This is a genomic window from Enterococcus sp. LX10, from assembly GCF_023539285.1.
Classification (GTDB): Bacteria; Bacillota; Bacilli; order Lactobacillales; family Enterococcaceae; genus Enterococcus; species Enterococcus faecalis.
Genome location: NZ_CP092784.1, coordinates 2,361,754 through 2,384,069 on the forward strand (window position 1 = coordinate 2,361,754; position 22,316 = coordinate 2,384,069).

A 22,316-nucleotide genomic window follows, 5' to 3' on the forward strand; every position below is an offset into this window, starting at 1 on the left:
TAATTGGGAAAAACTGAAAGGACCCTTTGAATGAAAAAATTATTCTTCATTTTTCTCGGTTCCTGTACGTTTGCTTTAGGCACGTTAGGAATCTTTTTGCCGCTTTTACCCACCACTGGTTTTTATTTATTAACGGCCTTTTTTTGGATGCGTAGTTCAGATAAACTTTATAACAAATTTTTAGCTTCTTCTTATTATCAAAAATATATCCAAGAAGCCTTCTTTGAGAAAAAAATTACTCGTAAAGGCAAATGGAAACTATTTATTTCCATGTTTCTTTTATTTGCCATTCCGTGTTTAATTGTCCGAAATACGTTGATGACTACGACTTTAGCGATTGTTTATTTAGCTCACGTGATTGGCTTAAGTTGGTATTGGCGTCCTAAAAAAAAGGCACTCGAACTTGATCAAGAATAAGGCGAAACAAGAAGTTTGTTTTTTTTAAAAGTCCAGTGAGTGTTTCTATACTTCCTTATCATTCTATGATAAAATAAGCTTAATTGTTGTTATTCACAACACACGGGACGGTTGAAAAAGAACACATAAAATCAAATACCCAGAATGAAGCAAAGTCGAGGCTTCATTTCATCATTAACAGATGTTTTTGATGAGCATTCTTTTTTAGGTGATCAGCACCTCGTTTTGTTGTGTTTAATTTTCTGTCTTAAAATGAAAAAAACTATAAATTGCTACTATTAGTAGCTGAAGGAGAAATGAATCGATGATTTACAAAGTATACTATCAAGAAACAAAAATCAGAAACCCAAAAAGAGAAGACACAAAATCTCTTTACATGGAAGCCGATAGCGATGTAATCGTGCGCCAATTAGTTGAAGAAAATACCCCATACAATATTGAATACGTTCAATTATTAGACGAAAAACATCTTGCTTATGAGCAAGAACATGCGGACTTCACTCTAACGGAGTTTTAACATGAAAGTAAACATAAAAAATAACGAAACTGGCGTTTTTGCAATCGGTGGTTTAGGCGAAATTGGAAAAAACACATATGGGGTACAATTCCAAGATGAAATTATCATTATTGATGCTGGGATCAAATTCCCAGAAGATGATTTACTTGGGATTGACTACGTGATTCCAGATTATAGCTACATCGTTCAAAATTTGCATAAAGTCAAAGCACTCGTTATTACCCACGGTCATGAAGACCATATTGGTGGCGTTCCTTATCTTTTACGTCAAGCGAATATTCCAATCTATGCGGGACCACTAGCCTTGGCTTTAATTACCAACAAACTAGATGAACATGGTTTATTGCGAGAAGCGGTATTACACGAAATTAATGAAGATACGGTGATTCGTTTTAGAAAAACAGCGATTAGCTTTTTCCGGACGACTCACAGTATTCCTGATGCCTTGGGCGTTGTGGTTAAAACGCCTTCTGGTAACATTGTCGCAACAGGTGACTTTAAGTTTGACTTTACACCCGTTGGCGAGCCAGCCAACTTACACAGAATGGCAAAATTAGGTGAAGAAGGCGTCCTTTGTCTTCTTTCGGATAGTACCAATGCTGAAATACCCACCTTTACAAAATCCGAAAAAACAATCGGGACCTCTATTTTAAAAATCTTTGAAAAAATTGATGGTCGGATTATCTTTGCCAGTTTTGCTTCAAACATTTTCCGTTTACAACAAGCTGCTGATGCAGCCGTGAAAACCGGTCGCAAAATTGCTGTTTTTGGTCGTAGCATGGAAAATGCCATTGTCAATGGCGAACGCTTAGGCTACATCAAAGTGCCAAAAGGAACGTTTGTCGATGCGGCGGAACTGAATCAATTGCCAGCAAATGAAACAATGATTTTATGTACTGGCTCTCAAGGAGAACCTATGGCCGCGCTTAGTCGGATTGCTAACGGTACACATCGCCAAATTAGTATTCAACCAGGCGATACGGTTGTTTTCTCAAGTTCACCAATTCCTGGGAATACGACAAGCGTTAACCGTTTAATCAACTTATTATCTGAAGCCGGTGCGGAAGTTATCCACGGAAAAATCAATAATATCCATACTTCTGGTCACGGTGGACAAGAAGAGCAAAAATTAATGCTTCGCTTGATGAAGCCTAAATATTTCATGCCTGTTCATGGTGAATTTAGAATGTTAAAAATCCATGCTTCGCTCGCTCAAGATACAGGGGTTCCTGAAGAAAATTGCTTTATCATGGGCAACGGCGATGTCTTAGCTTTAACGGCTGATAGCGCACGTCCTGCTGGTCACTTCAACGCTAACGACGTGTACGTTGATGGAAATGGTGTCGGCGATATCGGGAATGTTGTTTTACGGGATCGTCGTATCTTATCTGAAGAAGGTTTAGTTTTAGCGGTAGCAACAGTTGATATTAAAAATAAAGAAATTATGGCTGGTCCAGACATTCTTTCCCGTGGTTTTGTCTACATGCGTGAGTCTGGTGATATGATTCATGAAGGCCAACGTCTTTTATTCAATGCTCTACGTGAAGCAATGAAAGATAAAAACTGTACCGAAGCAAAATTAGGCGAAGCTATGACGACCGCTTTACAGCCTTTCTTGTTTGAACAAACAGAACGTCATCCAATGATTCTGCCAATGATTATGACTGCCACAGTTAGTGATCAATAAAGCTCTCATTTAATAGAGAAGAAAAATGCTTGTCCATTTTTCTTCTCTATTTTTTCTAACAAAAAAACACCTAACATGCGTTAGGTGTTTTTGGATTATTTTTTATTAGTTTTTTTCTACGTTAACTGCTTGAGGGCCACGGTCTGAATCTTCAACATCGAAAGTCACTGCTTGACCTTCTTCTAAAGTTTTGAAACCATCACCTTGGATAGCTGAGAAGTGTACGAATACGTCGCTTCCGTCTTCGCGTGAGATAAACCCAAAACCTTTTTCTGCGTTAAACCATTTTACTGTTCCTTGTTCCATTCTTTTGTTCCTCCTCGTGCATTTGCACATAAATAGTCGTAACTTTGCTCGCTTCCAATAGAATATTTAAAAAAATTTAAAAAGTCTACATAATTCCAAACAAGATTACCCTTTCATTTTACACGTGATAAAATATTTTTGCAAGAATTGTCCTCATTCTGAAGCAAAAAAATTCTCTTCTCTCAAACTAATGTATCCGCTATCACCAACAATAATATGATCCAACAATTGAATCCCCATCATTTCGCCACATTCTTCCATTCGTTTGGTAAATTGAATATCTTGTGGAGACGGTGTCGGATTGCCAGATGGATGATTATGAGCTAATAGTATGCGAGCAGAAGAATATTTAACCGCTTCCCGAAAAATTTCGCGTGGATGAGCAATACTTTGATTCAGTGATCCTTTGAAAATCGTTTTCTGTTGGATAATGTCATTCTTGGTATTCAAGTAAATACAAATTAAATGTTCTTGTTGCAGTCCCTTCATCTCTTGAAGTAATCGTTGAGCGACTTGTTGACTGGACGTAACTTTGCCAAATTTGATTTGACTACTTTGATAAATTCGACACCCCAATTCAATGGCCGCACGTAATTCAATGGCTTTCACTTGGCCAATGCCTTTAATAGCCATTAACTCGTTCAATGTGGCTTGCTGCAAATAAGAAAGTTGCTTAAACTGTTTTAACAGCGTTGCAGCAACAGTCATCACGTCTGCTTCTTTTGAGCCAGTTCGTAACAGAATCGCCAACAACTCTTGATTCGATAATGCTTTTTCTCCTATCGCTAAGAGCCGTTCTCGTGGTAAACAATCACTCGGCATCTCGCGAATAAACAGATCCGATACTTGCATAAAAAAAACCTCCTTTGCTAGTCATTAATAAACTACGCAAAGGAGTGTTGTTTTTATTATTTTAAATAATGTGGCGCTTGATGTAAACTCTCCAAGACATGTAATGTTTTCTCTTGGATAACTTCAGTTGGTTGCAATAAATCAGGTACCATGATCACTGGAATGCCCGCACTATGAGCCGCACTTACCCCATGAAATGAGTCTTCGAAAATCAAGGTTTTCGGGGCTTCTGTTCCTAAAAGTTGACGAGCTTTTTGAAAAATTTCTGGGTCCGGTTTTGCTCGTTTAACATCCTCTGCTGAAACGATCCCTACAAAACGATCCTGAATCCCAGCATGGCTTAATAACATTTCAATTGCTGGACGGACGTTACTTGAGGCAACTAATCGAGGAATTTTTTGATCATCTAAAAAGTCGAGGAATTCCACCACCCCTGGTTTTAAAGGGACGTTACCAGATCGAAACTCTTGCAGGGTATCCTCATAAGAACGGCGGATAAATTCTTCCACTGTGTCGTGACCATAAGATGCATAAATACGTCGGTAATTCTCTTGTACTTCTTCATCGGAAATCCCAACATAGTCTAAATAGACTTCTTTACTATATGGTAACCCCATTGCATCTGCTACTTTTTGAGTAGATGTATAGTAAATCAACTCCGTATCAAAAAGCAACCCATCCATATCAAAAATTACGCCATCAAATTTCTTCATCATTTCCTCCTATAGTTAAAAGTAATTCTCTTACTTGAGAAACAAAATATAATGAACCTGTTACTAATAATAAATCATCTGTCGACATTTTTTCTAAAATTTCGCCTAAGCCAAATTGCCATAAAGACACAATTTCTGTTAAATCGTCTTCATATTTTTCCATTTCTGTAAGTGCAATAGCTTTAGGATAATCGAAGCTAGTTAAGTAAAGATGCGCATTCGGTACTTGCTTTAAGTCCTGAATCATCTCATCCACATCTTTAGTTGCTAAAGCTGAAAATAAAATATGAATCGTGTGTTGTGGAAACTCTTTGCGCAAATTTTCAACTAAGCGTTTTACTGCATGATCATTGTGGGCACCATCTAAAACAATCAATGGTTCATCACTAAGTCGTTCCATTCGAGCTGGCCATTGTGCTTTAGCCAACCCTTGAGCAATGTCTCGTTCTTTAAACGGCAAATGTTGTAGTTGGCAATACTTGTCAAATAATTGAATAGCTACCGCCGCGTTTTCTACTTGGTGACGCCCCAACAAGGGAACTTTAATCTTTGTCAGTTTGCCCATTTCTCCATAGAAATTAAATACTTCCCCCCATTGTGTGTCAGGATGTAGATATTCCACTTGATACTCTTTGCCAAAACGAAAAATTGGACTCTGTTTTTCTTGTGCGACTTTTTCAATGACTGCTAGCGCATCAGCACAAATATTGCCTGTTACTACTGGGACTTTTTCTTTAATAATACCCGCTTTTTGATAGGCAATTTCAGCAATTGTTTCACCTAAAATTTCTGTGTGATCCTTCCCAATTGTCGTAATTCCCGTCAATATTGGCTTCACGACATTGGTGCTATCAAGTAATCCACCTAAGCCAACTTCAACAACGGCGATATCCACTTGTTCATTCACGAAATAGTCCAAGGCCATTCCTGTCAATGTTTCGAATTCTGTAATTCCAGCCACTTCAGTGATTTGGTCTAATTCTTTAATGATTGGTTGATACTTTTCCACATAGGTAATCAATTGTTCGTCTGAAATTGGTTGACCATTTATCGCAATTCTTTCATTAAATGATTCAATATAAGGAGAGGTAAAGGTTCCGACTTTCAAGCCCATTTCTTCTAATAGACAGCGTAAATATGTCACGGTTGAGCCTTTACCATTGGTCCCTGCGATATGAATCGTTGACACTTTGTTTTCTGGATGATCAATTTTTTCTAATAACGCATTAATCCGATCCAAACCAGGTCTTGAACCAAAGGGTAACCGGCTATGAATCCATTCAATGGCTTCTTCTATTGTTAATTGCATCTTGTCCAACTCCTTGTCTTCTTCTACATTATAACCAAGTTAGGTGACTTTTTCACTAATAACCAATTGAAACTTTTTCTTGAAAACTTTTTGCATTTTTCATAATTTTGCGTTATTAGCGGATACATTAATGAACTTATGGTAAACTAACATTCTGGATGGTTCATTCTAGCCAGCCAATTAAAAACTATTTTTAGAGCGTTCAACACGCTTATTCATGATTTTTTTATAAAGGTGGACTTATTTTGATGAAAAACAAATCGAAGCTTTTATGGTTAGGAAGTTTTTTCTTGCCGTTTTTACTTCTATTGCTTGTATGGATGACATTACAACTTGCGCCTTTTGGTGACAACAACTTATTAGTTAGTGATTTAGGCACACAATACATGCCTTTCTTGAGTTTTTTAAAACGCTCTTTTCACGAGGGAATAACTACATTCTACTCTTTTTCCAATGAGATTGGTGAGTCGATTGTTCCTTTGGCAGCCTATTACTTACTGAGCCCTTTTAATGTGTTGGCTTTCTTTTTTCCTTATGAACAATTACCTATAGCAATTTTATGGATTATTACCTTAAAACTTGCCTTGATGGGCACTACGATGTTTAGCTATTTAAAATACACCTATCAAAAAGTTGATGGCACCACGTTACTTTTTTCAACCTCCTATAGTTTCTGTGGCTTTGTCACCGTCTATAGCCAAAACTTTATGTGGTTGGATGCACTGATTCTATTCCCGCTTATCTTATTGGGACTCCAACGTTTATGGGATCAACGCAAATGGGGCTTATACAGTATCACCCTATTTTTAGCGATTGTGACGAATTACTACATGGGTTATATGATTTGTCTCTTTGCTGTTTTGTACAGTATCTATTGGTTCTTTAAAAAGAATACCCAAGCCCATGCTATTCGGCAATTTTTTAAACAAAGTCCGTTATTCATCCTCGTTTCTTTTTTAACAGGAACCGCAACTAGTTTTTTATTATTACCTGCAGCAGAAGGGATGCTCTATACAAAAAAAGCAGATTTTGATGTCTCGACGTTCTTTTTAACGCCTAAGTTCAACACTTCGTTCTTCTCGCAATTAGGCTTAGGTTCTATTAATTATGAGTTGCGTTTAGACCATTTACCAACCGTTTTTGCTGGATTATTTGTGACACTCCTCTGTGTTGCCTATTTTCAAACGAAACAAATTGCGTTAAAAGAAAGAATAGCTTCAGCGATTCTTTTATTCATTCTCTTTTTAAGCTTTTGGTTAGAAGCCTTTAACACTGTGTGGCACATGTTTCAAAGCCCAGCTGGGTTCCCTTACCGAAATGTCTTTATCTTTAGCTTTTTATTGATTGTCTTTGCCTATGAAGCTTGGCTTACAAGAGTGACCATTCCTTGGTCCGCACCTATTATTTTTAGTCTGCTGTTAGTCATTGGCTACGGATCTTTGTATTATGGTCCACAAAAGAATCTCTTAATTTCGATCAATTATTTATGGCTAAGTTTACTTTTTATTTGGTTGATTTTCGTTTGCTTGCGTTTTGCACACCAAAAGGCCTTAAGAAACTATGTAGTCGTGGCTTTATTCTTACTGGTCAGCACAGAATTAACAACGAATTTCTGGATTTCTTTTAAACACATGCCCTTTGGTAGCCAAGCAACATTTGCCCAAGATTACCGAAAACACAGCCAATTAATCGATGAAAAAATGGCCTCAGCACCAGAACTTTATCGCATGAAACAAGTCATTCCTTCCAAAGAAACAGGGTTCCGTGAAATCAATAACGGCTACAATAATCCTTTACTTTATGGCTATGCTGGCGTTTCTAGCTATACTTCGACTTTAACTGCCACTACCCAAGACACATTAAGTGCGCTAGGTTTATATCGAAAAAATGATCGCCGGATTGCCTATGTGGATAATTCACAACTAACCAATTTACTTTTAAATGTGAAATATGACTTTTTACCAATTGAAAAACCTACGAGTGAAAAATTGCTAAAAACAGTTGGTTCCACGAAAATCATGGAAAATGATGAAGCGATCGGTATAGGCTTTTTGGCGCCAACCGCATTAACCAAGTTAAAATTAGCAAAAAATAATCCTTTAGATGCCCAAGAAGAACTCCTGCAAACGCTCGTGCCGACGGATAAACCTTACTTTAAAACAGCTTCGTTGATAAATGAACCTCATCATACCAACGAAACAATTGAAGCAACCTTTAAAGTGAATAGCACTGGTGACTTGCATCTTTATATTCCGAATTTAAAATGGAAAAAAGTTACACAATTGAAGGTAAACCAACAAGTTATCTCGACGCCGATTTATATTGCAACCAATCAACTGTTCAATTTAGGGCATTTTGAAAAAGGAACTACCGTGACCCTGTCACTAACTGCTGAACAAGTGGTTGATTTAACCAATTGGCAACTTCAAACTTTAGACCAAACAGCCTTTAATCGTGCGGTTGACAAATTACGCCAACAAGCTCTTCACGTGAATGCAACTAAAAAAGGCCATTTAAATGGCGCACTGAATGTACCTGGAAATGACACTCAGTTACTGTATACGTCCATTCCTTATGACCAAGATTGGCAAGTCAAATCGTCGCTACAAAAAGAACCATTAAAAACACAACGCATTCTAGGTGGCTTTTTAGCTGTTGAAGTCCCAGCTGGCAAACAGCAGTTAACCTTTGCCTATCATCCAAGAATGATTTATCTCGGCACTGCCGTCAGCGGAACGATTTTACTGGGAACGGCTGGTTATCTTGGCTTTAAAAAATACCGTCGAAAACGTCAGGAGGCCACTCATGACTAATCAGAAAAAATTTTTAAATGGACTCATTCGGTGGTTACCCCTAGTTGGACTGGTGCTTTTCTTCGGCTTAATTTTATGGGGATATTCCAGAGGAATTTTTCATTCTGTTGCTTCCTTGCAAGCTTTTATTAAACAGTTTGGTAACTATGCGGTTCTGTGTTTCATTCTTTTACAAATCGTCCAAGTGATTATTCCTATTCTACCTGGAGGAATCTCTTCTGTTGCAGGAATGTTGATGTTTGGCAATTTGCAAGGCCTTTTGTATAGCTATCTTGGGTTGATTATTGGTGAGTTTATTGGCTTTTTACTGGTTCGTTACTATGGACGTAGCTTTGTAAAAATAATCCTTTCACCCAATAAATACAAAAAATTTGAAGAGATTTTAGACAAAAATGAACACAATGTCAAAAAGCTCTTAATCTTTACTATGTTAGTCCCCTTCGCTCCAGATGATATTGTTTGTTTAGTGGCGGGAATTACAGATATATCTTTAAAGGAATTCATGAAAATTGTTCTTTTATTGAAATTCTGGTCTGTGGCTACTTACAGCTATTTAATGTTGTATTTGTTTCAATTATTTGGCAAATTATAATAAAAAGACAACAAAACCAACGTTTGGTTTTGTTGTCTTTTCTTTTTTAGATTGAACGTAATTGGGCAATCCGTTCTTTGACAGCCTCTTGTTTTTCAAGGTAGTCTTTTTCTTTTGCACGTTCTGCTTCCACGACCTCATCTGGTGCATTTGACACAAAACGTTCATTTGAAAGCTTGCCTTGCACACGTTTGACTTCTTTTGTCCATTTGTCTAATTCTTTTTCTAAGCGAGCAATTTCTTCCTCGATATTAATCAACCCAGCTAATGGTAGGAATAGTTCTGCGCCTGTTAATACAGCGGACATGGCTAATTCTGGCGCTTCTATTTCACGACTGATGACTAATTCCTCTGGGTTACAGAAGCGTTCTAAGTAGCTAGTATTAGCTGTTAAAAATTCTTCTACTTCTGTATCGTTTGTTTTAATTAACAAGGTAATTGGTTTAGAAAGTGGTGTATTCACTTCTGCTCGAATATTCCGAACTGAACGAATGACTTCTTTCAGAACTTCCATTCCTCGAGCTGCTGCTTCATCGTTAAATTCTTCATGCACAACTGGATACTCTGCCACAACCAATGACTCACCTTGATGCGGAATTTTTTCCCAAATTTCTTCTGTTACAAACGGCATAATTGGATGCAATAAGCGTAAGATTTGATCCAATGTGTACACCAAGATGCTCCGTGTTGTTTGTTTAGCTACTTCATTGTCTCCGTAAAGAATCTCTTTACTCATTTCAATATACCAATCACAGAAATCATCCCAGATGAAGTTGTATAATTGACGACCTGCTTCACCGAATTCAAAACGATCAAATAATTCTGTCACACGGGCGACTGTTTCGTTTAAGCGCGTTAAAATCCAACGATCAGCGACAGTCTTTTCACCACTAAAGTCAATATCTGCAGCAGTCATACCTTCTACATTCATGATAACGAAGCGACTTGCATTCCAGATCTTATTGATAAAGTTCCAAGAAGCATCCATTTTTTCATAACTAAAACGAACATCTTGACCTGGAGCTGAACCATTTGATAAGAACCAACGTAACGCATCTGCACCATATTTTTCGATGACATCCATTGGATCAATCCCATTCCCCAATGATTTACTCATTTTGCGTCCTTGCTCATCACGAATTAAGCCGTGAATTAAGACATTTTGGAAGGGACGTTCACCTGTAAACTCTAAACTTTGGAAAATCATACGACTCACCCAGAAGAAGATGATGTCATAGCCAGTAACTAATGTGCTTGTTGGGAAGTAACGTTGATAATCTTCGCTTGCTTCGTCCGGCCAGCCCATCGTTGAAAATGGCCATAATGCAGAACTAAACCATGTATCTAAGACATCACTATCTTGAACCCAGTTTTCACTGTCGGCTGGTGCTTCCATTCCAACATACATCTCGCCCGTTTCTTTGTGATACCAAGCAGGAATTTGATGGCCCCACCATAATTGTCGCGAAATAACCCAATCATGTACATTTTCCATCCAACGTAAAAATGTTTGATTGAAGCGTGGTGGATAAAATTCAACAGCGTCTTCTGTTTCTTGATTTTTCATTGCTTTTTCAGCTAGTGGTCCCATTTTTACAAACCATTGGGTCGATAAACGTGGTTCCACGACAACGCCTGTTCGTTCTGAATGGCCCACGCTGTGATTCATTGTTTCGATCTTAATTAAGCGACCTAGTTCTTTCAAGTCAGAGACAATCGCTTTACGTGCAGCAAAACGATCCATTCCTTCATATTTTCCAGCCAGTTCATTCATCGTGCCGTCTTCGTTCATAACATTTACTCGAGGTAAGTCATGACGATTACCGACTTCAAAGTCATTTGGATCATGGGCAGGTGTGATTTTTACAACCCCTGTTCCAAATTCCATATCTACATAGTCATCTGCAATAATTGGAATTTCTTTATCGACTAATGGCAAGACAACTGTCTTACCAATAAGTTCCTGATACCGTTCATCTTCTGGATGGACCGCAATCGCCGTATCTCCCAACATTGTTTCAGGACGCGTTGTCGCAATTTCAACAACACCAGAACCATCTGATAATGGGTAGCTCATGTGGTAAAAAGCTCCTTCAATATCTTTATGGATTACTTCAATATCAGACAATGCTGTTTTCGCTTTCGGATCCCAGTTAATGATATACTCACCACGGTAAATCAAATCTTTCTCGTAAAGAGAGACAAACACTTTACGAACAGCCTCAGATAGCCCTTCATCTAAAGTGAAACGTTCACGGCTGTAATCTAAAGAAAGACCCATTTTTGCCCACTGTTCACGAATGTGAGAAGCATATTCTTCTTTCCATTCCCACACTTGATTAACAAATTTTTCACGACCTAAGTCGTAACGTGAAATTCCTTGTTGTGCTAGTTTCTCTTCTACTTTTGCTTGCGTGGCAATTCCGGCATGGTCCATTCCTGGTAGCCATAACGTATCAAATCCTTGCATTCTTTTTTGGCGGATAATCATATCTTGTAATGTTGTATCCCAAGCATGCCCTAAGTGTAGCTTCCCTGTTACATTAGGTGGTGGAATAACAATTGAATAGGGCTTCGCTTTTTTGTCGCCACTTGGTTTAAATAAATCTTGATCTAGCCATTTTTGATAACGGCCAGCTTCGATTTCTGTCGGTTGATATTTCGTTGGTAAGTTTTTTTCTTCTGACATTTTTTCCCCTTCTTTCTTAAAATACGCGATTTGGAGCGGTAATTATTTTACAAATGAGTTTTTTGGGCTAAACACTAAAATACGCCCTAAAATACTTTCGTATTTTAGGGCGTAGATTCATCTTATTTACGCGGTACCACCTAAATTGCATTTGAATTGAATTCATTCAAATGCCACTCATTCGTGAGATAACGTTCACGAAACGAATCGTTCTACTAACGTACTGTGTTCAAACCATTGACTCACAAGCTACCTTCTCACTGGTTGTGTAAAAGTCTTGCACCTGAACGACTTTTTCTCTAAAACGACGCCAATGATACTCCTCTTGTTCGCTGTCTTTGCTTCATTCTACAATGAAGCGCAAGCAAAGTCAATTTGTAATCTAGAGGGATTACACTTTTTTTGCAGCTTCTAACGCTTGTTGATAATCGGGTTCCGACGAAACTTCTGAGACGATTTCTTCATAAACTAACGTTCCTTCTGGGTCAATCACAAAAATAGCACGTGCTAAACGGCCCATTTCTGGAATATACAAACCATAAGCTGCACCAAATGAGTCTTCAGTATCATGAAGCATTTCCATTTCGACACCCTCAGCGGCACACCAATTTGCTTGTTCTTCGACTGTATTATTAGAAATCGTGATAATCTGAACACCGTCTAATTTCGCCGCTTCTTGATTGAAACGTTTCGTTTGCAGTGAACAAACACGTGTGTCGATATCAGGAACCACACTAATTAAAACCGTTTTACCTTTATAATCTGCCAAGTTGATTTCTTGGTTGTTTAAATTTTTCAAAGAAAAGACGGGGGCTTTTGTGCCAACTTTAGGCTGCTCACCTGTCAATTCTAATACGTGCCCTTTTCTTGTAACATTCATTCTGAAATCCTCCTTTTCCACTTTCAATAATAAGTATAGTAGAGGATTTTTATGAAGACAATTTTATTGCTTTGGGCTATTTGCTAGTGAAAAAGTTTCATTAAAATAAATCAGTGTTTGCAGTTCCGTTGTTAAATCAATATACTGCACACTAACGTTGGCTGGCACACTGACACGGTCTGGCGCAAAATTTAAAATCGCAGTCACACCCGCTTGTACAATTTTGTCGATGGCTTTTTGGGCATGGTGACTTGGTACTGTAGAAATGGCTACCGTGACCCCTTCTTGTCGAACGAATGCTTCTAACTCAGACATATCATGAACTAATAATCCATTAATCGTGGTGCCAACTAAAGCTGAATCATTATCAAAAGCACAGACAATATTCAAATTCTCGTTGCGTCTAAAATTATTTTTTAATAATGCCTTGCCTAAATTGCCACAACCAATCAGAGCAATTCTTTTTTCTTCTTGCGTATTTAAAATATTACTAAATACCTCAATTAAATACGGCACATCGTAACCATAACCGCTTCGGCCCAGTTCACCAACATGGGAAAAATCACGCCGAATCGTTGCAGAAGGAATCTGGATCATTTCACTAAACTCTCGTGATTTAATGCGTTTAACACCAGAATCCCCTAACATTTTTAAATAACGTAAATAAACCGGCAAACGTTTTGCCGTTGCTTTAGGCATTTTTTTCTCCATCCTCTGTCCTCCTTGTTACCTACTTCACATATTCAGTTTATCACGGTTCCCCTCTCCGAGCAACTTGTTTGTGAAATAAGTACAAAATAAATACAGTGACGTCTAAGCGACCGTCACTGTATTTATTTCTTATAGGAAATCTGCAAATTCGTCTTCTTGTTTATCTTTCGCTGTTTCTGCTGAAATCTCTGTAATTTTGAGTCCTTCTAAGGCCCGAGCCATTAAACCTTCCAAGTCTAAGCGCGCTTCATAATCTTGCGCTTTATCCAAGCGAGGTCGTGTTTTCGGTTGCGGTGGCGCAAAAATTGTACAACAATCTTCGAAGGGTTGGATGGCTAATTCAAACGTGTCAATTTTTTCGGCAATTTCGATAATTTCTGTCTTATCCATTGAAACAACGGGTCGAATTATCGGTGTTGAGGTAACCTCATTAATTGCTACCATACTTTGAAGTGTTTGCGAAGCCACTTGTCCTAACGATTCACCATTAATAATGACTAAACCTTTCCGCATTTCACGAATTGCATCTGTTAAGCGTAACATTAAACGTCGTGTAATGGTCATTAAGTAGCCTTGGGGAACAACTCGTTTTATTTCTTCTTGAATTTCTGTAAAGGGCACTTCAATAAATTGAATAGTTCCTACATAAGGGACTAATTTTTCAGCTAAATCTTTAGCCTTTTGTAACGCTTGTTCACTTGTATAAGGTGGACTAGCAAAATGGACAGCTTCCACTTCCACGCCACGTTTCATAGCTAAATAACCTGCAACTGGTGAATCAATGCCTCCTGACAACATCAACATACCACGACCACTGGTGCCCACTGGCAATCCACCCGCACCGCGAATCGTTTCATAAGATAAATACGCCGCATCTTTACGAATTTCAATTCTTAAGTTAATATCAGGCTTTTTCATTTGTACCTGAATTTCCGGGATGGCTTCAATAACAGCCCCACCTAATTCTTGATTCAAGCCATTTGAATCAAGTTCAAATGAATGGTCCGAACGTTTAGCAGTAATTTTAAACGTCTTACCTGGCGTATAAACTTCCCGAACAACCTCTTGAACCATTGCACGAATCGCTGGCATTTCTTTTTCAATACGAATACTTGGCGAAAAATTTTGAATTCCAAACACTTTACTTAGTTTTGGAATCACTTCTTCACTATCTTCCCCATTTAATAAAATATGCATTCTATCTCGATCTGCATGGATTTTCAATGCTGGAAAATCAGCTAACGCACGTTTCACATTTTGTGCTAACTGCATGATAAACGTTTTACGATTTTTTCCTTTAGTTGATAATTCGCCATAGCGAACCATAATTTCTGTATACTTCACTCAATTAATTCCTCTCTGTTCCTGTATCTTCACAGGTCAATGTCTTTGCAAATTATACATCAAATAAGGGGCGTTTTTCTAGTGCTTAGTCGAAAAAAAATAGTTGATTCATAAGTTCATTGTCTTATGAATCAACTATTTGATAACTTTCTCTCTTGCTTATTGCGCATTCAGGATCCACATGAATCCGACAAAAACAAAGAACAAGCCATACATAATTGGCGAAACTTCTTTCCCACGTTTTGCCGCAATCATTGTAATTGGATAGAAGATAAAGCCTAAGGCAATCCCATCTGAAATGCTGTATGTCAATGGCATTCCTAACAAGATTAAGAAGGAAGGAATCGCAATTTCCATCTCGTTCCATTTAATTTTGCTTAAGGATTGTGCCATCAAAACACCAACAATAATCAACGCTGGTGCTGTAACTTGCGAAGTGACAACTGCTAACAAAGGAGAAAATAGCAAGCTGAAAATAAATAAAATCCCTGTTGTAATAGCTGTGATTCCTGAACGACCACCCACAGCAATCCCCGCAGATGATTCTACATATGCGCCAACTGGCGATGTCCCTAGTAGAGAACCAGCTAACATCGCTGTTGAATCAGCAGCTAAAGCTTTCCCCACACGCGGCATTTTATTGTCCTTCATAAAACCTGCTTGATTGGCTAAGCCCACCAACGTACCAGCGGTATCAAAGAATGTTACTAATAGGAACGTTAAAACCACGACCCACATTTGAATCGTATTGATATCTTTCACATGTCCTAACGCCACTAAAAATGTTGGTTCTAAACTTGGCGCGCTTGAAATAATCTTATCAGGCATTGGAATAACGCCTGTCGCTAAACCAACAATCGTTGAAATCGCCATCCCAATAAAAATACCACCAGGCACTCGACAAACTAACAAAATTGCAGTTACGACTAAGCCGACAATGGTGACCCACGTTGAACCAACATTCAAAGGTCCTAAGCCAACGAGTGTCGCATCATTAGCCACAATTAAGCCACCTTGGCTTAAACCAAGAAAAGCAATAAACAACCCGATTCCACCTGAAATGGCAAATTTCAAGTCTGCAGGAATTGCATCAATAATTAGCTCGCGTAATTTAAAAATTGTAATTAAAATAAATATCAATGAAGCCACAAAAACGCCTGCTAATGTCGTTTGCCAAGGAATCCCCATACCAACAGAGACTGAATAAGCAAAGAATGCATTAATTCCTAAAGCTGGTGCTGTCGCAATCGGATATTTCGCCAACACACCCATTAAAATACAACCTAAAGCACTCGCTAAAGCGGTGGCAGTAAAAACAGCGCCTTCGTCCATGCCAGAAGCACCAAGTACGGTTGGATTAACGAACAAAATATACGCCATTGAGATAAATGTGGTGAAACCAGCTAACATTTCTCGTTTCATATTCGTATTCAATTGTTCAAGTTCAAAATATGAACTTATTTTTTCTTTCATGTTCCGTCCTCCTAAAATCTAAATATTTTACAATGTTCGTAAAATATTCAATTTATTAATGAAACAACGTGTTTAATCATATAATAAACCAACAAATAAGTAAATATCAAATTCTAAATTCTGTAAAAAACGAACAATCACGATTAAAAAAAGTATTCCTTTCTAGGAATACTTTTTAAATTAAATCGTTTGTGTGGTCGGGCGAACAACCATTTCACTGATTGACATACGATCTGGCGTGTCTATGGCAAAGACCACTGCTTGCGCAATGTCTTCCGCCTTTAAGCCCCAACTTAACTGTTCTAGATGTAACGTTTCAGCTACTACTCGATTAGAAATTGTTTGATAAAGTTCTGTTTGTACAGCACCTGGTGAAATAATCGTTGATTTAATGTTATTCTCTCTTTGTTCTTGTCGCAATCCTTCCATAATTGCTCGAACAGCAAACTTTGTTCCACAGTAGACAGCCGAATCTGGATAAACGACATGTCCTGCCACAGAATCAGTAGCAATAATCTGCCCTGATTTTTGTTCAACCATAATTGGAAGAACTGCCGCAATGCCATTTAAAACACCCATAATATTAATATCTAGCATTTGACGCCATTCTCCTTTTGGTGCTTCAATAAGAGGCGCCGTTGGCATAACTCCTGCATTGTTAAAAAGAACATCAATTCGTCCATATTTTTCCATTGTAAGCTTGATTACACGCTGAACTTCCTCTTCTTTCGTTACATCTGCTTGTTGCACGAGAATCGTTGCTTCAGGAAGTTCTTTTTTTATAGCAATTAAACGTTCTTGTCGACGTGCTGCAATGACTAACTTCGCTCCTTTTCTGGCAAGTAAACGGGCTGTTGCCTCACCGATGCCACTGGAAGCGCCCATGATAACAATAACTTTTTCTGATAATGATTTCATTATATTTCCTCCTTATCTTCCTGAATCCAACGAATAATTTTAGCTGGTGTTCCTGCAACAATAGCGTTAGCTGGCACATCTTTAGTTACAGTCGCATTAGCTGCTACGATAGCATTTTCACCAATCGTAATACCTGGTAAAACAGTGACACCCGCGCCTAACCACGCAAATTTTTTAATGGTAATTGGTGCTAGCAATACACCTCGCCGTTTCATTGGCAGTTCCGGATGATTGACACTTAAGAGATTAACGCGCGGCCCAATTAAAACATTGTCTTCAATTATAATGCCCCCTAAATCAACAAACATAGCTGCCCGATTAATAAAAATATTTTTACCAAAATGTATATTGCGTCCAAAATCTGTATAAAAAGGCAATAAAATCGTAACGGTTTCGTCAATTTTGTCTTGGATAATCGTGGCAAGAAGATTCCTTACTTCATTATGTGTGTAGGCTTGTTGATTTAATTCTATTAAATAGCGACTATTTTCCTCTTGAATCTGATGAATAAGTTGAAATAGTGGTTCATCTTTATCAATGCTACCTGTTGCAATTAGTTCTTGGAGATTTTTTGTAAGCATTCCTAATCGCCTCCTTTTGCTAAATTTATCGTAATACGTGACAACTCCTCTGTCTAATACTTATAATAAATAGATAAGTATGCGTTTTAGTTATAGGAGGGAAAGTAATGGAATTACGAGTGATTCACTATTTCTTAGCAGTGGTCCAAGAAAAAACGATTAGTGGCGCAGCCAAACAATTGCATGTATCACAACCAACATTATCTAAGCAATTAAAAGAATTAGAGGAAGAATTAGGCGTGACATTATTTATACGAGGAAATCGACAAATACAACTAACACCTGAAGGAGAATATTTAGCTAAACAAGGGCAAGATATTTTAAGCTTAGCGAATAAAACAGTCACCAACTTGTCGCAAAATGAATTCATTAATGGCGAAATCACGATTGGTGGCGGCGAAACAAAAGCTATGTCTTTTTTAGCGAATGCACTACAACAAATAACAAGCCAGCACTCAGCTGATATTCACCTTCATTTATACAGTGGGAATGCAGATGATGTAATAGAACGGCTAGACAAAGGATTATTAGATTTTGGTTTAATTATTGAGCCTGCACCTAAACAAAAATATAGCTATTTAACATTACCAATTGTAGATACATGGGGCTTAATTACTGTAAAGGACCATCCCTTAGCCACTAAAAATGTTATTACTGCAGCCGATTTAAAAGAAGAACCTTTATTTATTTCTCGACAAGCACAAGTTCCGAGCCAACTCTCTGATTGGCTCGAAGCAAGTCTAGATCAGTTCCGAATCGTTGGGACCTACAACTTACTTTACAACGCTTCACTGATGGTAGAAGCTGGGCTAGGTAGCGCCCTAAGCATTGATGGTATTCTAGAAACAAAGCAAACAAATTTACGTTTTATCCCGCTATATCCTGCTTTAACAGCCAAAATTAGTTTAATTTGGCGCAAAAATACGGTTCTTTCCACAGCTGCTGCATTATTTTTAGAACAAATAAAAAAAAGTATTCAACGCCCTGAATAATAGGTCGTTGAATACTTTTTTAAATCATCACTGTGATCGTAGCTGCTGCCAAAATCAAAACTAAGCCGATAATCGTTACGGTCATTTCCTTGGCTGTTTTCTTTTGACCTAAGAACCAAATACCTGTCAACGTTGCAAGCACAACTGATGTTTGGGATAGAATAAAGCCCGTTGCCAAGCCGTTCATATCTGGCTGCGCTGAAATTAAATAAGTTAACGCTGCAAAGGCGAAGAAAAAGCCTGAAAAAATTTGTTTGTAAGAAACAGTTTCTATAAATGGCGATGTTTCCCCACCCTTAATAGTGACAACTGCTGAATAAATAACTGCGACAATTACCATGCCTATTGCTTGTGGTAAAAAGGCATGCATGCCATCAATTGCCGTCGCTTGGGGTGCTGCAGAGTACGCCCAATAGCCGATTTCACCAACGGCTAATAGAAGAACTGCTTTTTTCATAATCCCAGCACTCTCAGCGGACTCCGTTTCCGACCAGACCGTCATTTTGGCACCAATCATGATTAACACTAAGGCAAATGCGCCTAACAATTTGGCTGTCGCACCTGGCCAGTTTCCTAAGAAAAAGACACCCCAGAGAGAAGCACCTAAAAGTTGGAACGCGGTCGTTACTGGCATAGCACGTGATGACCCAATCATCGTGAAGCATTTAAATGTAATGATTTGCGCACAGGCCCAACCGACACCAGATAAAATTGAAAAGAATAAATCCATGCCCGTTGGAAAAGCTAAACCATTAATCATTGAAAAAATAGCCGCAAAAATTAATGTTCCTAAACTGGTCCCGAGAATTTGATTCACTGGACGACCACCAATTTTGGAAGCGATTGTTGGGAAAAGCCCCCAACCTAGAAGCGGTCCTAAACCGATTAATAATGCAGTCGCATTCATCTCTATTTCCCCTCTCTCGTTTAAAAGACAACGTTACTTTCTAATAAAATATTTGCGTAAGGGGTCATTTCCCCTGTCCGAATAAATGCATGGCAGTTGTTTAATTCTTGTTTCATTTCTGTATGAGGAATAAAACTGATGGGAGTTTCTGGTAAACGAGTTTTAATTGCTGTCAACATATCAGGATTTTCTGTTTTAATTTCTTCTGCTAAATAAATTCGTTGAACTGCCAATTCCTCAAGAACATTGTTTAAAACTTCCATAAAACTAGGGACACCATTAGTAACAGCTAAATCAATTTTTTCTGTAGTCCGAGGCACAGGCATGCCTGCATCACCAATACTTAATTTATCAAAATGACCCATTTGTGCGATGACGCGGGAAATATCTGAATTAATAACTTTTGTTTTTTTCATGTCGCTCGCTCCTTTTTATTTGTCTGCCAATTCGTGTTGATAAGGAATCGAAGGTTGGGCTCCAAAACGTTGAACAGTCAACGAGGACGCCTTGTTTCCATAACGAATAGCTTCTTCCAAATTGCTAAAGTCTTTCTCTAATATACTACTTAATGCGCCAATAAAAGTATCGCCAGCAGCCGTTGTATCAACCGCTTTCACTTTAAAAGCAGGCACAATACCACTTCGTCCATTAACGTCATAAAAGGCGCCTTTACTACCTACTGTAATAATTACTGCTTCAATCCCTAATTGATGAAGTGCTTCTGCGGCTTTACGCATACTAGCTTCATCTGTGATTTTAATGCCTGTTAAAATTTCGGTTTCTGTTTCATTTGGTACAATCATATCTGTCACGTTTAGTAATTCTTCAGGAACTTGTTCTAACGCAGGTGCGGGATTTAAAATCGTTTTGACGCCTGCTTTTTTAGCAATTTTAAACGCTGCAATCGTACTATCAATCGCACTTTCAAATTGGGCAATCACAAAATCACTTTTTTCAATAATTTCTTGATGTTCCTGTACTTGTTTTGGCGTAAAGGCGTTATTGGCTCCTGCGTAAATCATAATGCTATTTTCACCAGCGTTATCTACCATAATAAAGGCTTGGCCAGTAGCTGTTTTCTCTAAAGTGGTGACCCCAGTTAAATTAATTTCATCTTGACTCATTAAATCAGTCATCATAGCTCCAGCGCCATCATTTCCCACAGCACCAATAAAATATGTTTCTGCGCCTGAACGTTTCGCTGCGACTGCTTGGTTTGCTCCTTTACCACCACCCGCTGTAAAATGTTCAATGGCGTGAATTGTTTCGCCTGGTTTTGGCATTTCTTTGACTCTTAATGTTGTGTCTAAATTGATACTTCCGATAATTGTAACCGCGTTCATTTTCATCCACCTCAATAAAATTTATTTTTTCATTCTAATTAAAACGTTTTAGTAAAACGTTTTAATTCCACAACAAAAATATAGCACACCTTGAAAGCTATTTCAAGGGTGCTGTCGAAAATCGTTCAATCAGTTGGACAGGCAAGGTTTGCTCCTCCCAATCTTTTGCAGGCTGATGGATTCTTTCCAATAATAAAGTCGCCGTAGTTTTCCCCAATTGAAAAACAGGTTGAGCAATTGTTGTTAGCGGCGGCGAAACATACTCGCACATATCAACATTGTCATAACCAATAATACTATAATCCTCAGGAATTTTTTTGCCCGCTTCTGCTAATCCTCGATATAAACCAAAAGCAATTTCATCATTGATAGCAAAAATTCCGGTGCTCTCTGTTTTTAAAATTTCGGGAACAGCTTGGTAGCCGCCGGTTTTTGATAATTCTGTTTCGATCAACTGGACCTTTTCCGTATAAACAGAACAAAAACCTTTTAAACGTTGCTGAATATTGACTGGCGCATGTGGTGGCATTACCACGACGACCTGTTTATGTCGTTGCTCTTGTAAATGCTTTGCTGCTAGTTGCCCACCTCTATAATCGTCTGTCAAAACAGCATCGCTAAAGCCTTCTGCTTTTTTTTGGTCAAGTACAATAAACGGAATCTTTTTCGCACGTAGCGTTTCATTAATCGTTTGATTGGAAATTTCAGAACTTGCAATCACAAAGCCATCGACACTACGACGAATCAACTCTGTTAAATATTCATGTTCTCTTGTAACATCTTGGTCCGCATTGCATAACATCAGTATAAAATTTTCTTTGTATAAAACACTTTCAATTCCTCGAATCAATTGCGCGAAAAATGGGTTGGTAATATCAGGTACGATTACGCCAATCGTCTTACTTTTTTTCATCACCATACGTTGCGCAAAATAGTCGGGCTGATAGTTTAATCGCTCTTTTGCAGCCAATACTTTTTCGACCGTTTTCCCACTAAACCGTGCCCCATTCCCGTTTAAAATTTGTGAAACGGTAGTAATGGAGACACCTGAGTCATTGGCAACATCTTTAATTGTAACCTTTTTATTTGTCATCCTACTTCTCTCCTTGCCGTGAACGCGCCCATTCACCGGACCTCTTAATCTCATTTAATTTACTACAATCATTTACTTTACGCAACCACAAATAAATACGTACATTCGTTTAAACCGTCCTTTCATCCCTTCAACAAATTTCGTTGTTCTACTTTTAAAATGTTATACTGTAGAAAAAA

General features: G+C 38.2%; 21 protein-coding genes and 1 other annotated feature. Of the genes, 6 read left to right on the top strand and 15 right to left on the bottom strand.

Translation table 11 applies throughout. The features are described 5' to 3' along the window. Positions 1 to 30 precede the first annotated feature (30 nt). From MKZ30_RS11145 to rnjA, 3 genes are all read left to right on the top strand, one after another. Positions 31 to 417, top strand: coding sequence for a YbaN family protein (locus tag MKZ30_RS11145; protein ID WP_002355126.1), 387 nt, complete (start codon positions 31 to 33; stop codon positions 415 to 417). Positions 418 to 721: 304 nt separating this feature from the next. Then, positions 722 to 934, top strand: coding sequence for a DNA-directed RNA polymerase subunit epsilon (locus MKZ30_RS11150; RefSeq protein ID WP_002355123.1), 213 nt, complete (start codon positions 722 to 724; stop codon positions 932 to 934). 1 nt (position 935) lies between these two features. Further along, entirely contained in the window at positions 936 to 2,621 is a 1,686-nt protein-coding gene (rnjA, locus tag MKZ30_RS11155) for a ribonuclease J1 (protein ID WP_033600524.1), read from the top strand. A 105-nt stretch (positions 2,622 to 2,726) separates the two neighbouring features. Here rnjA and MKZ30_RS11160 read toward each other — a convergent pair whose 3' ends face one another. From MKZ30_RS11160 to MKZ30_RS11175, 4 genes are all read right to left on the bottom strand, one after another. After that, positions 2,727 to 2,927 (bottom strand): cold-shock protein, encoded by a 201-nt coding sequence (locus tag MKZ30_RS11160; RefSeq protein WP_002355121.1) that lies wholly within the window; start codon positions 2,925 to 2,927, stop codon positions 2,727 to 2,729. A gap of 153 nt (positions 2,928 to 3,080) precedes the next feature. Next, positions 3,081 to 3,779 (bottom strand): RadC family protein, encoded by a 699-nt coding sequence (radC, locus tag MKZ30_RS11165; RefSeq protein ID WP_002365188.1) that lies wholly within the window; start codon positions 3,777 to 3,779, stop codon positions 3,081 to 3,083. 56 nt (positions 3,780 to 3,835) lie between these two features. After that, the gene (locus MKZ30_RS11170; RefSeq protein WP_016616796.1) at positions 3,836 to 4,495 is read right to left on the bottom strand and encodes an HAD family hydrolase; all 660 of its coding nucleotides are present in this window, start codon (positions 4,493 to 4,495) and stop codon (positions 3,836 to 3,838) included. Beyond that, a complete protein-coding gene (locus tag MKZ30_RS11175) occupies positions 4,479 to 5,801 on the bottom strand; it encodes a bifunctional folylpolyglutamate synthase/dihydrofolate synthase (RefSeq protein WP_033600523.1) in 1,323 nt (440 codons plus the stop codon). The genes MKZ30_RS11170 and MKZ30_RS11175 overlap by 17 nt, the downstream gene beginning before the upstream one ends. A 248-nt stretch (positions 5,802 to 6,049) precedes the next feature. On the opposite strand from MKZ30_RS11175, the gene MKZ30_RS11180 reads away from it, so the two are divergent. Continuing rightward, positions 6,050 to 8,614: a YfhO family protein gene (locus MKZ30_RS11180; RefSeq protein WP_033600521.1), complete on the top strand. Its 2,565-nt coding sequence runs from the start codon at positions 6,050 to 6,052 to the stop codon at positions 8,612 to 8,614. Continuing rightward, entirely contained in the window at positions 8,607 to 9,206 is a 600-nt protein-coding gene (locus MKZ30_RS11185) for a TVP38/TMEM64 family protein (protein WP_002355114.1), read from the top strand. Before MKZ30_RS11180 ends, MKZ30_RS11185 begins: the two co-directional genes overlap by 8 nt. 46 nt (positions 9,207 to 9,252) lie before the next feature. On the opposite strand, the gene MKZ30_RS11190 is transcribed toward MKZ30_RS11185, so the two are convergent. The 7 genes from MKZ30_RS11190 to MKZ30_RS11220 form a co-directional block, all read right to left on the bottom strand. Then, the gene (locus MKZ30_RS11190) at positions 9,253 to 11,895 is read right to left on the bottom strand and encodes a valine--tRNA ligase (protein WP_033601108.1); all 2,643 of its coding nucleotides are present in this window, start codon (positions 11,893 to 11,895) and stop codon (positions 9,253 to 9,255) included. A 102-nt stretch (positions 11,896 to 11,997) separates the two neighbouring features. Continuing rightward, positions 11,998 to 12,237, bottom strand: a binding site (T-box leader). 49 nt (positions 12,238 to 12,286) lie between these two features. Then, on the bottom strand, positions 12,287 to 12,775 hold the full coding sequence (gene tpx, locus MKZ30_RS11195) for a thiol peroxidase (protein WP_002355111.1): 489 nt from the start codon (positions 12,773 to 12,775) through the stop codon (positions 12,287 to 12,289). 63 nt (positions 12,776 to 12,838) lie between these two features. Next, positions 12,839 to 13,486: a redox-sensing transcriptional repressor Rex gene (locus tag MKZ30_RS11200; RefSeq protein ID WP_002365189.1), complete on the bottom strand. Its 648-nt coding sequence runs from the start codon at positions 13,484 to 13,486 to the stop codon at positions 12,839 to 12,841. A 129-nt stretch (positions 13,487 to 13,615) separates the two neighbouring features. Next, the gene (thiI, locus tag MKZ30_RS11205) at positions 13,616 to 14,830 is read right to left on the bottom strand and encodes a tRNA uracil 4-sulfurtransferase ThiI (RefSeq protein WP_002359156.1); all 1,215 of its coding nucleotides are present in this window, start codon (positions 14,828 to 14,830) and stop codon (positions 13,616 to 13,618) included. 159 nt (positions 14,831 to 14,989) lie between these two features. Next, positions 14,990 to 16,303, bottom strand: coding sequence for an NCS2 family permease (locus MKZ30_RS11210; RefSeq protein WP_033601107.1), 1,314 nt, complete (start codon positions 16,301 to 16,303; stop codon positions 14,990 to 14,992). A 180-nt stretch (positions 16,304 to 16,483) separates the two neighbouring features. Beyond that, on the bottom strand, positions 16,484 to 17,221 hold the full coding sequence (locus MKZ30_RS11215) for an SDR family oxidoreductase (protein ID WP_002359155.1): 738 nt from the start codon (positions 17,219 to 17,221) through the stop codon (positions 16,484 to 16,486). Further along, a complete protein-coding gene (locus MKZ30_RS11220; protein WP_002355105.1) occupies positions 17,221 to 17,802 on the bottom strand; it encodes a DapH/DapD/GlmU-related protein in 582 nt (193 codons plus the stop codon). The genes MKZ30_RS11215 and MKZ30_RS11220 overlap by 1 nt, the downstream gene beginning before the upstream one ends. A gap of 107 nt (positions 17,803 to 17,909) precedes the next feature. Here MKZ30_RS11220 and MKZ30_RS11225 point away from each other — a divergent pair, with 107 nt between their 5' ends. Then, positions 17,910 to 18,794: a LysR family transcriptional regulator gene (locus MKZ30_RS11225; RefSeq protein WP_002365269.1), complete on the top strand. Its 885-nt coding sequence runs from the start codon at positions 17,910 to 17,912 to the stop codon at positions 18,792 to 18,794. Between the two features lie 19 nt (positions 18,795 to 18,813). Here MKZ30_RS11225 and rbsU read toward each other — a convergent pair whose 3' ends face one another. From rbsU to rbsR, 4 genes are all read right to left on the bottom strand, one after another. Then, positions 18,814 to 19,701 carry a ribose/proton symporter RbsU gene (rbsU, locus tag MKZ30_RS11230; RefSeq protein WP_016614484.1) on the bottom strand — a complete coding sequence of 296 codons (888 nt, stop codon included), beginning with the start codon at positions 19,699 to 19,701 and terminating at the stop codon, positions 18,814 to 18,816. A gap of 20 nt (positions 19,702 to 19,721) precedes the next feature. Next, positions 19,722 to 20,117: a D-ribose pyranase gene (gene rbsD, locus MKZ30_RS11235; RefSeq protein WP_002355102.1), complete on the bottom strand. Its 396-nt coding sequence runs from the start codon at positions 20,115 to 20,117 to the stop codon at positions 19,722 to 19,724. A gap of 15 nt (positions 20,118 to 20,132) precedes the next feature. Then, positions 20,133 to 21,050, bottom strand: coding sequence for a ribokinase (rbsK, locus tag MKZ30_RS11240; RefSeq protein WP_002381157.1), 918 nt, complete (start codon positions 21,048 to 21,050; stop codon positions 20,133 to 20,135). A gap of 91 nt (positions 21,051 to 21,141) precedes the next feature. After that, entirely contained in the window at positions 21,142 to 22,137 is a 996-nt protein-coding gene (gene rbsR, locus MKZ30_RS11245) for a ribose utilization transcriptional repressor RbsR (protein ID WP_033601106.1), read from the bottom strand. Positions 22,138 to 22,316: the final 179 nt, after the last annotated feature.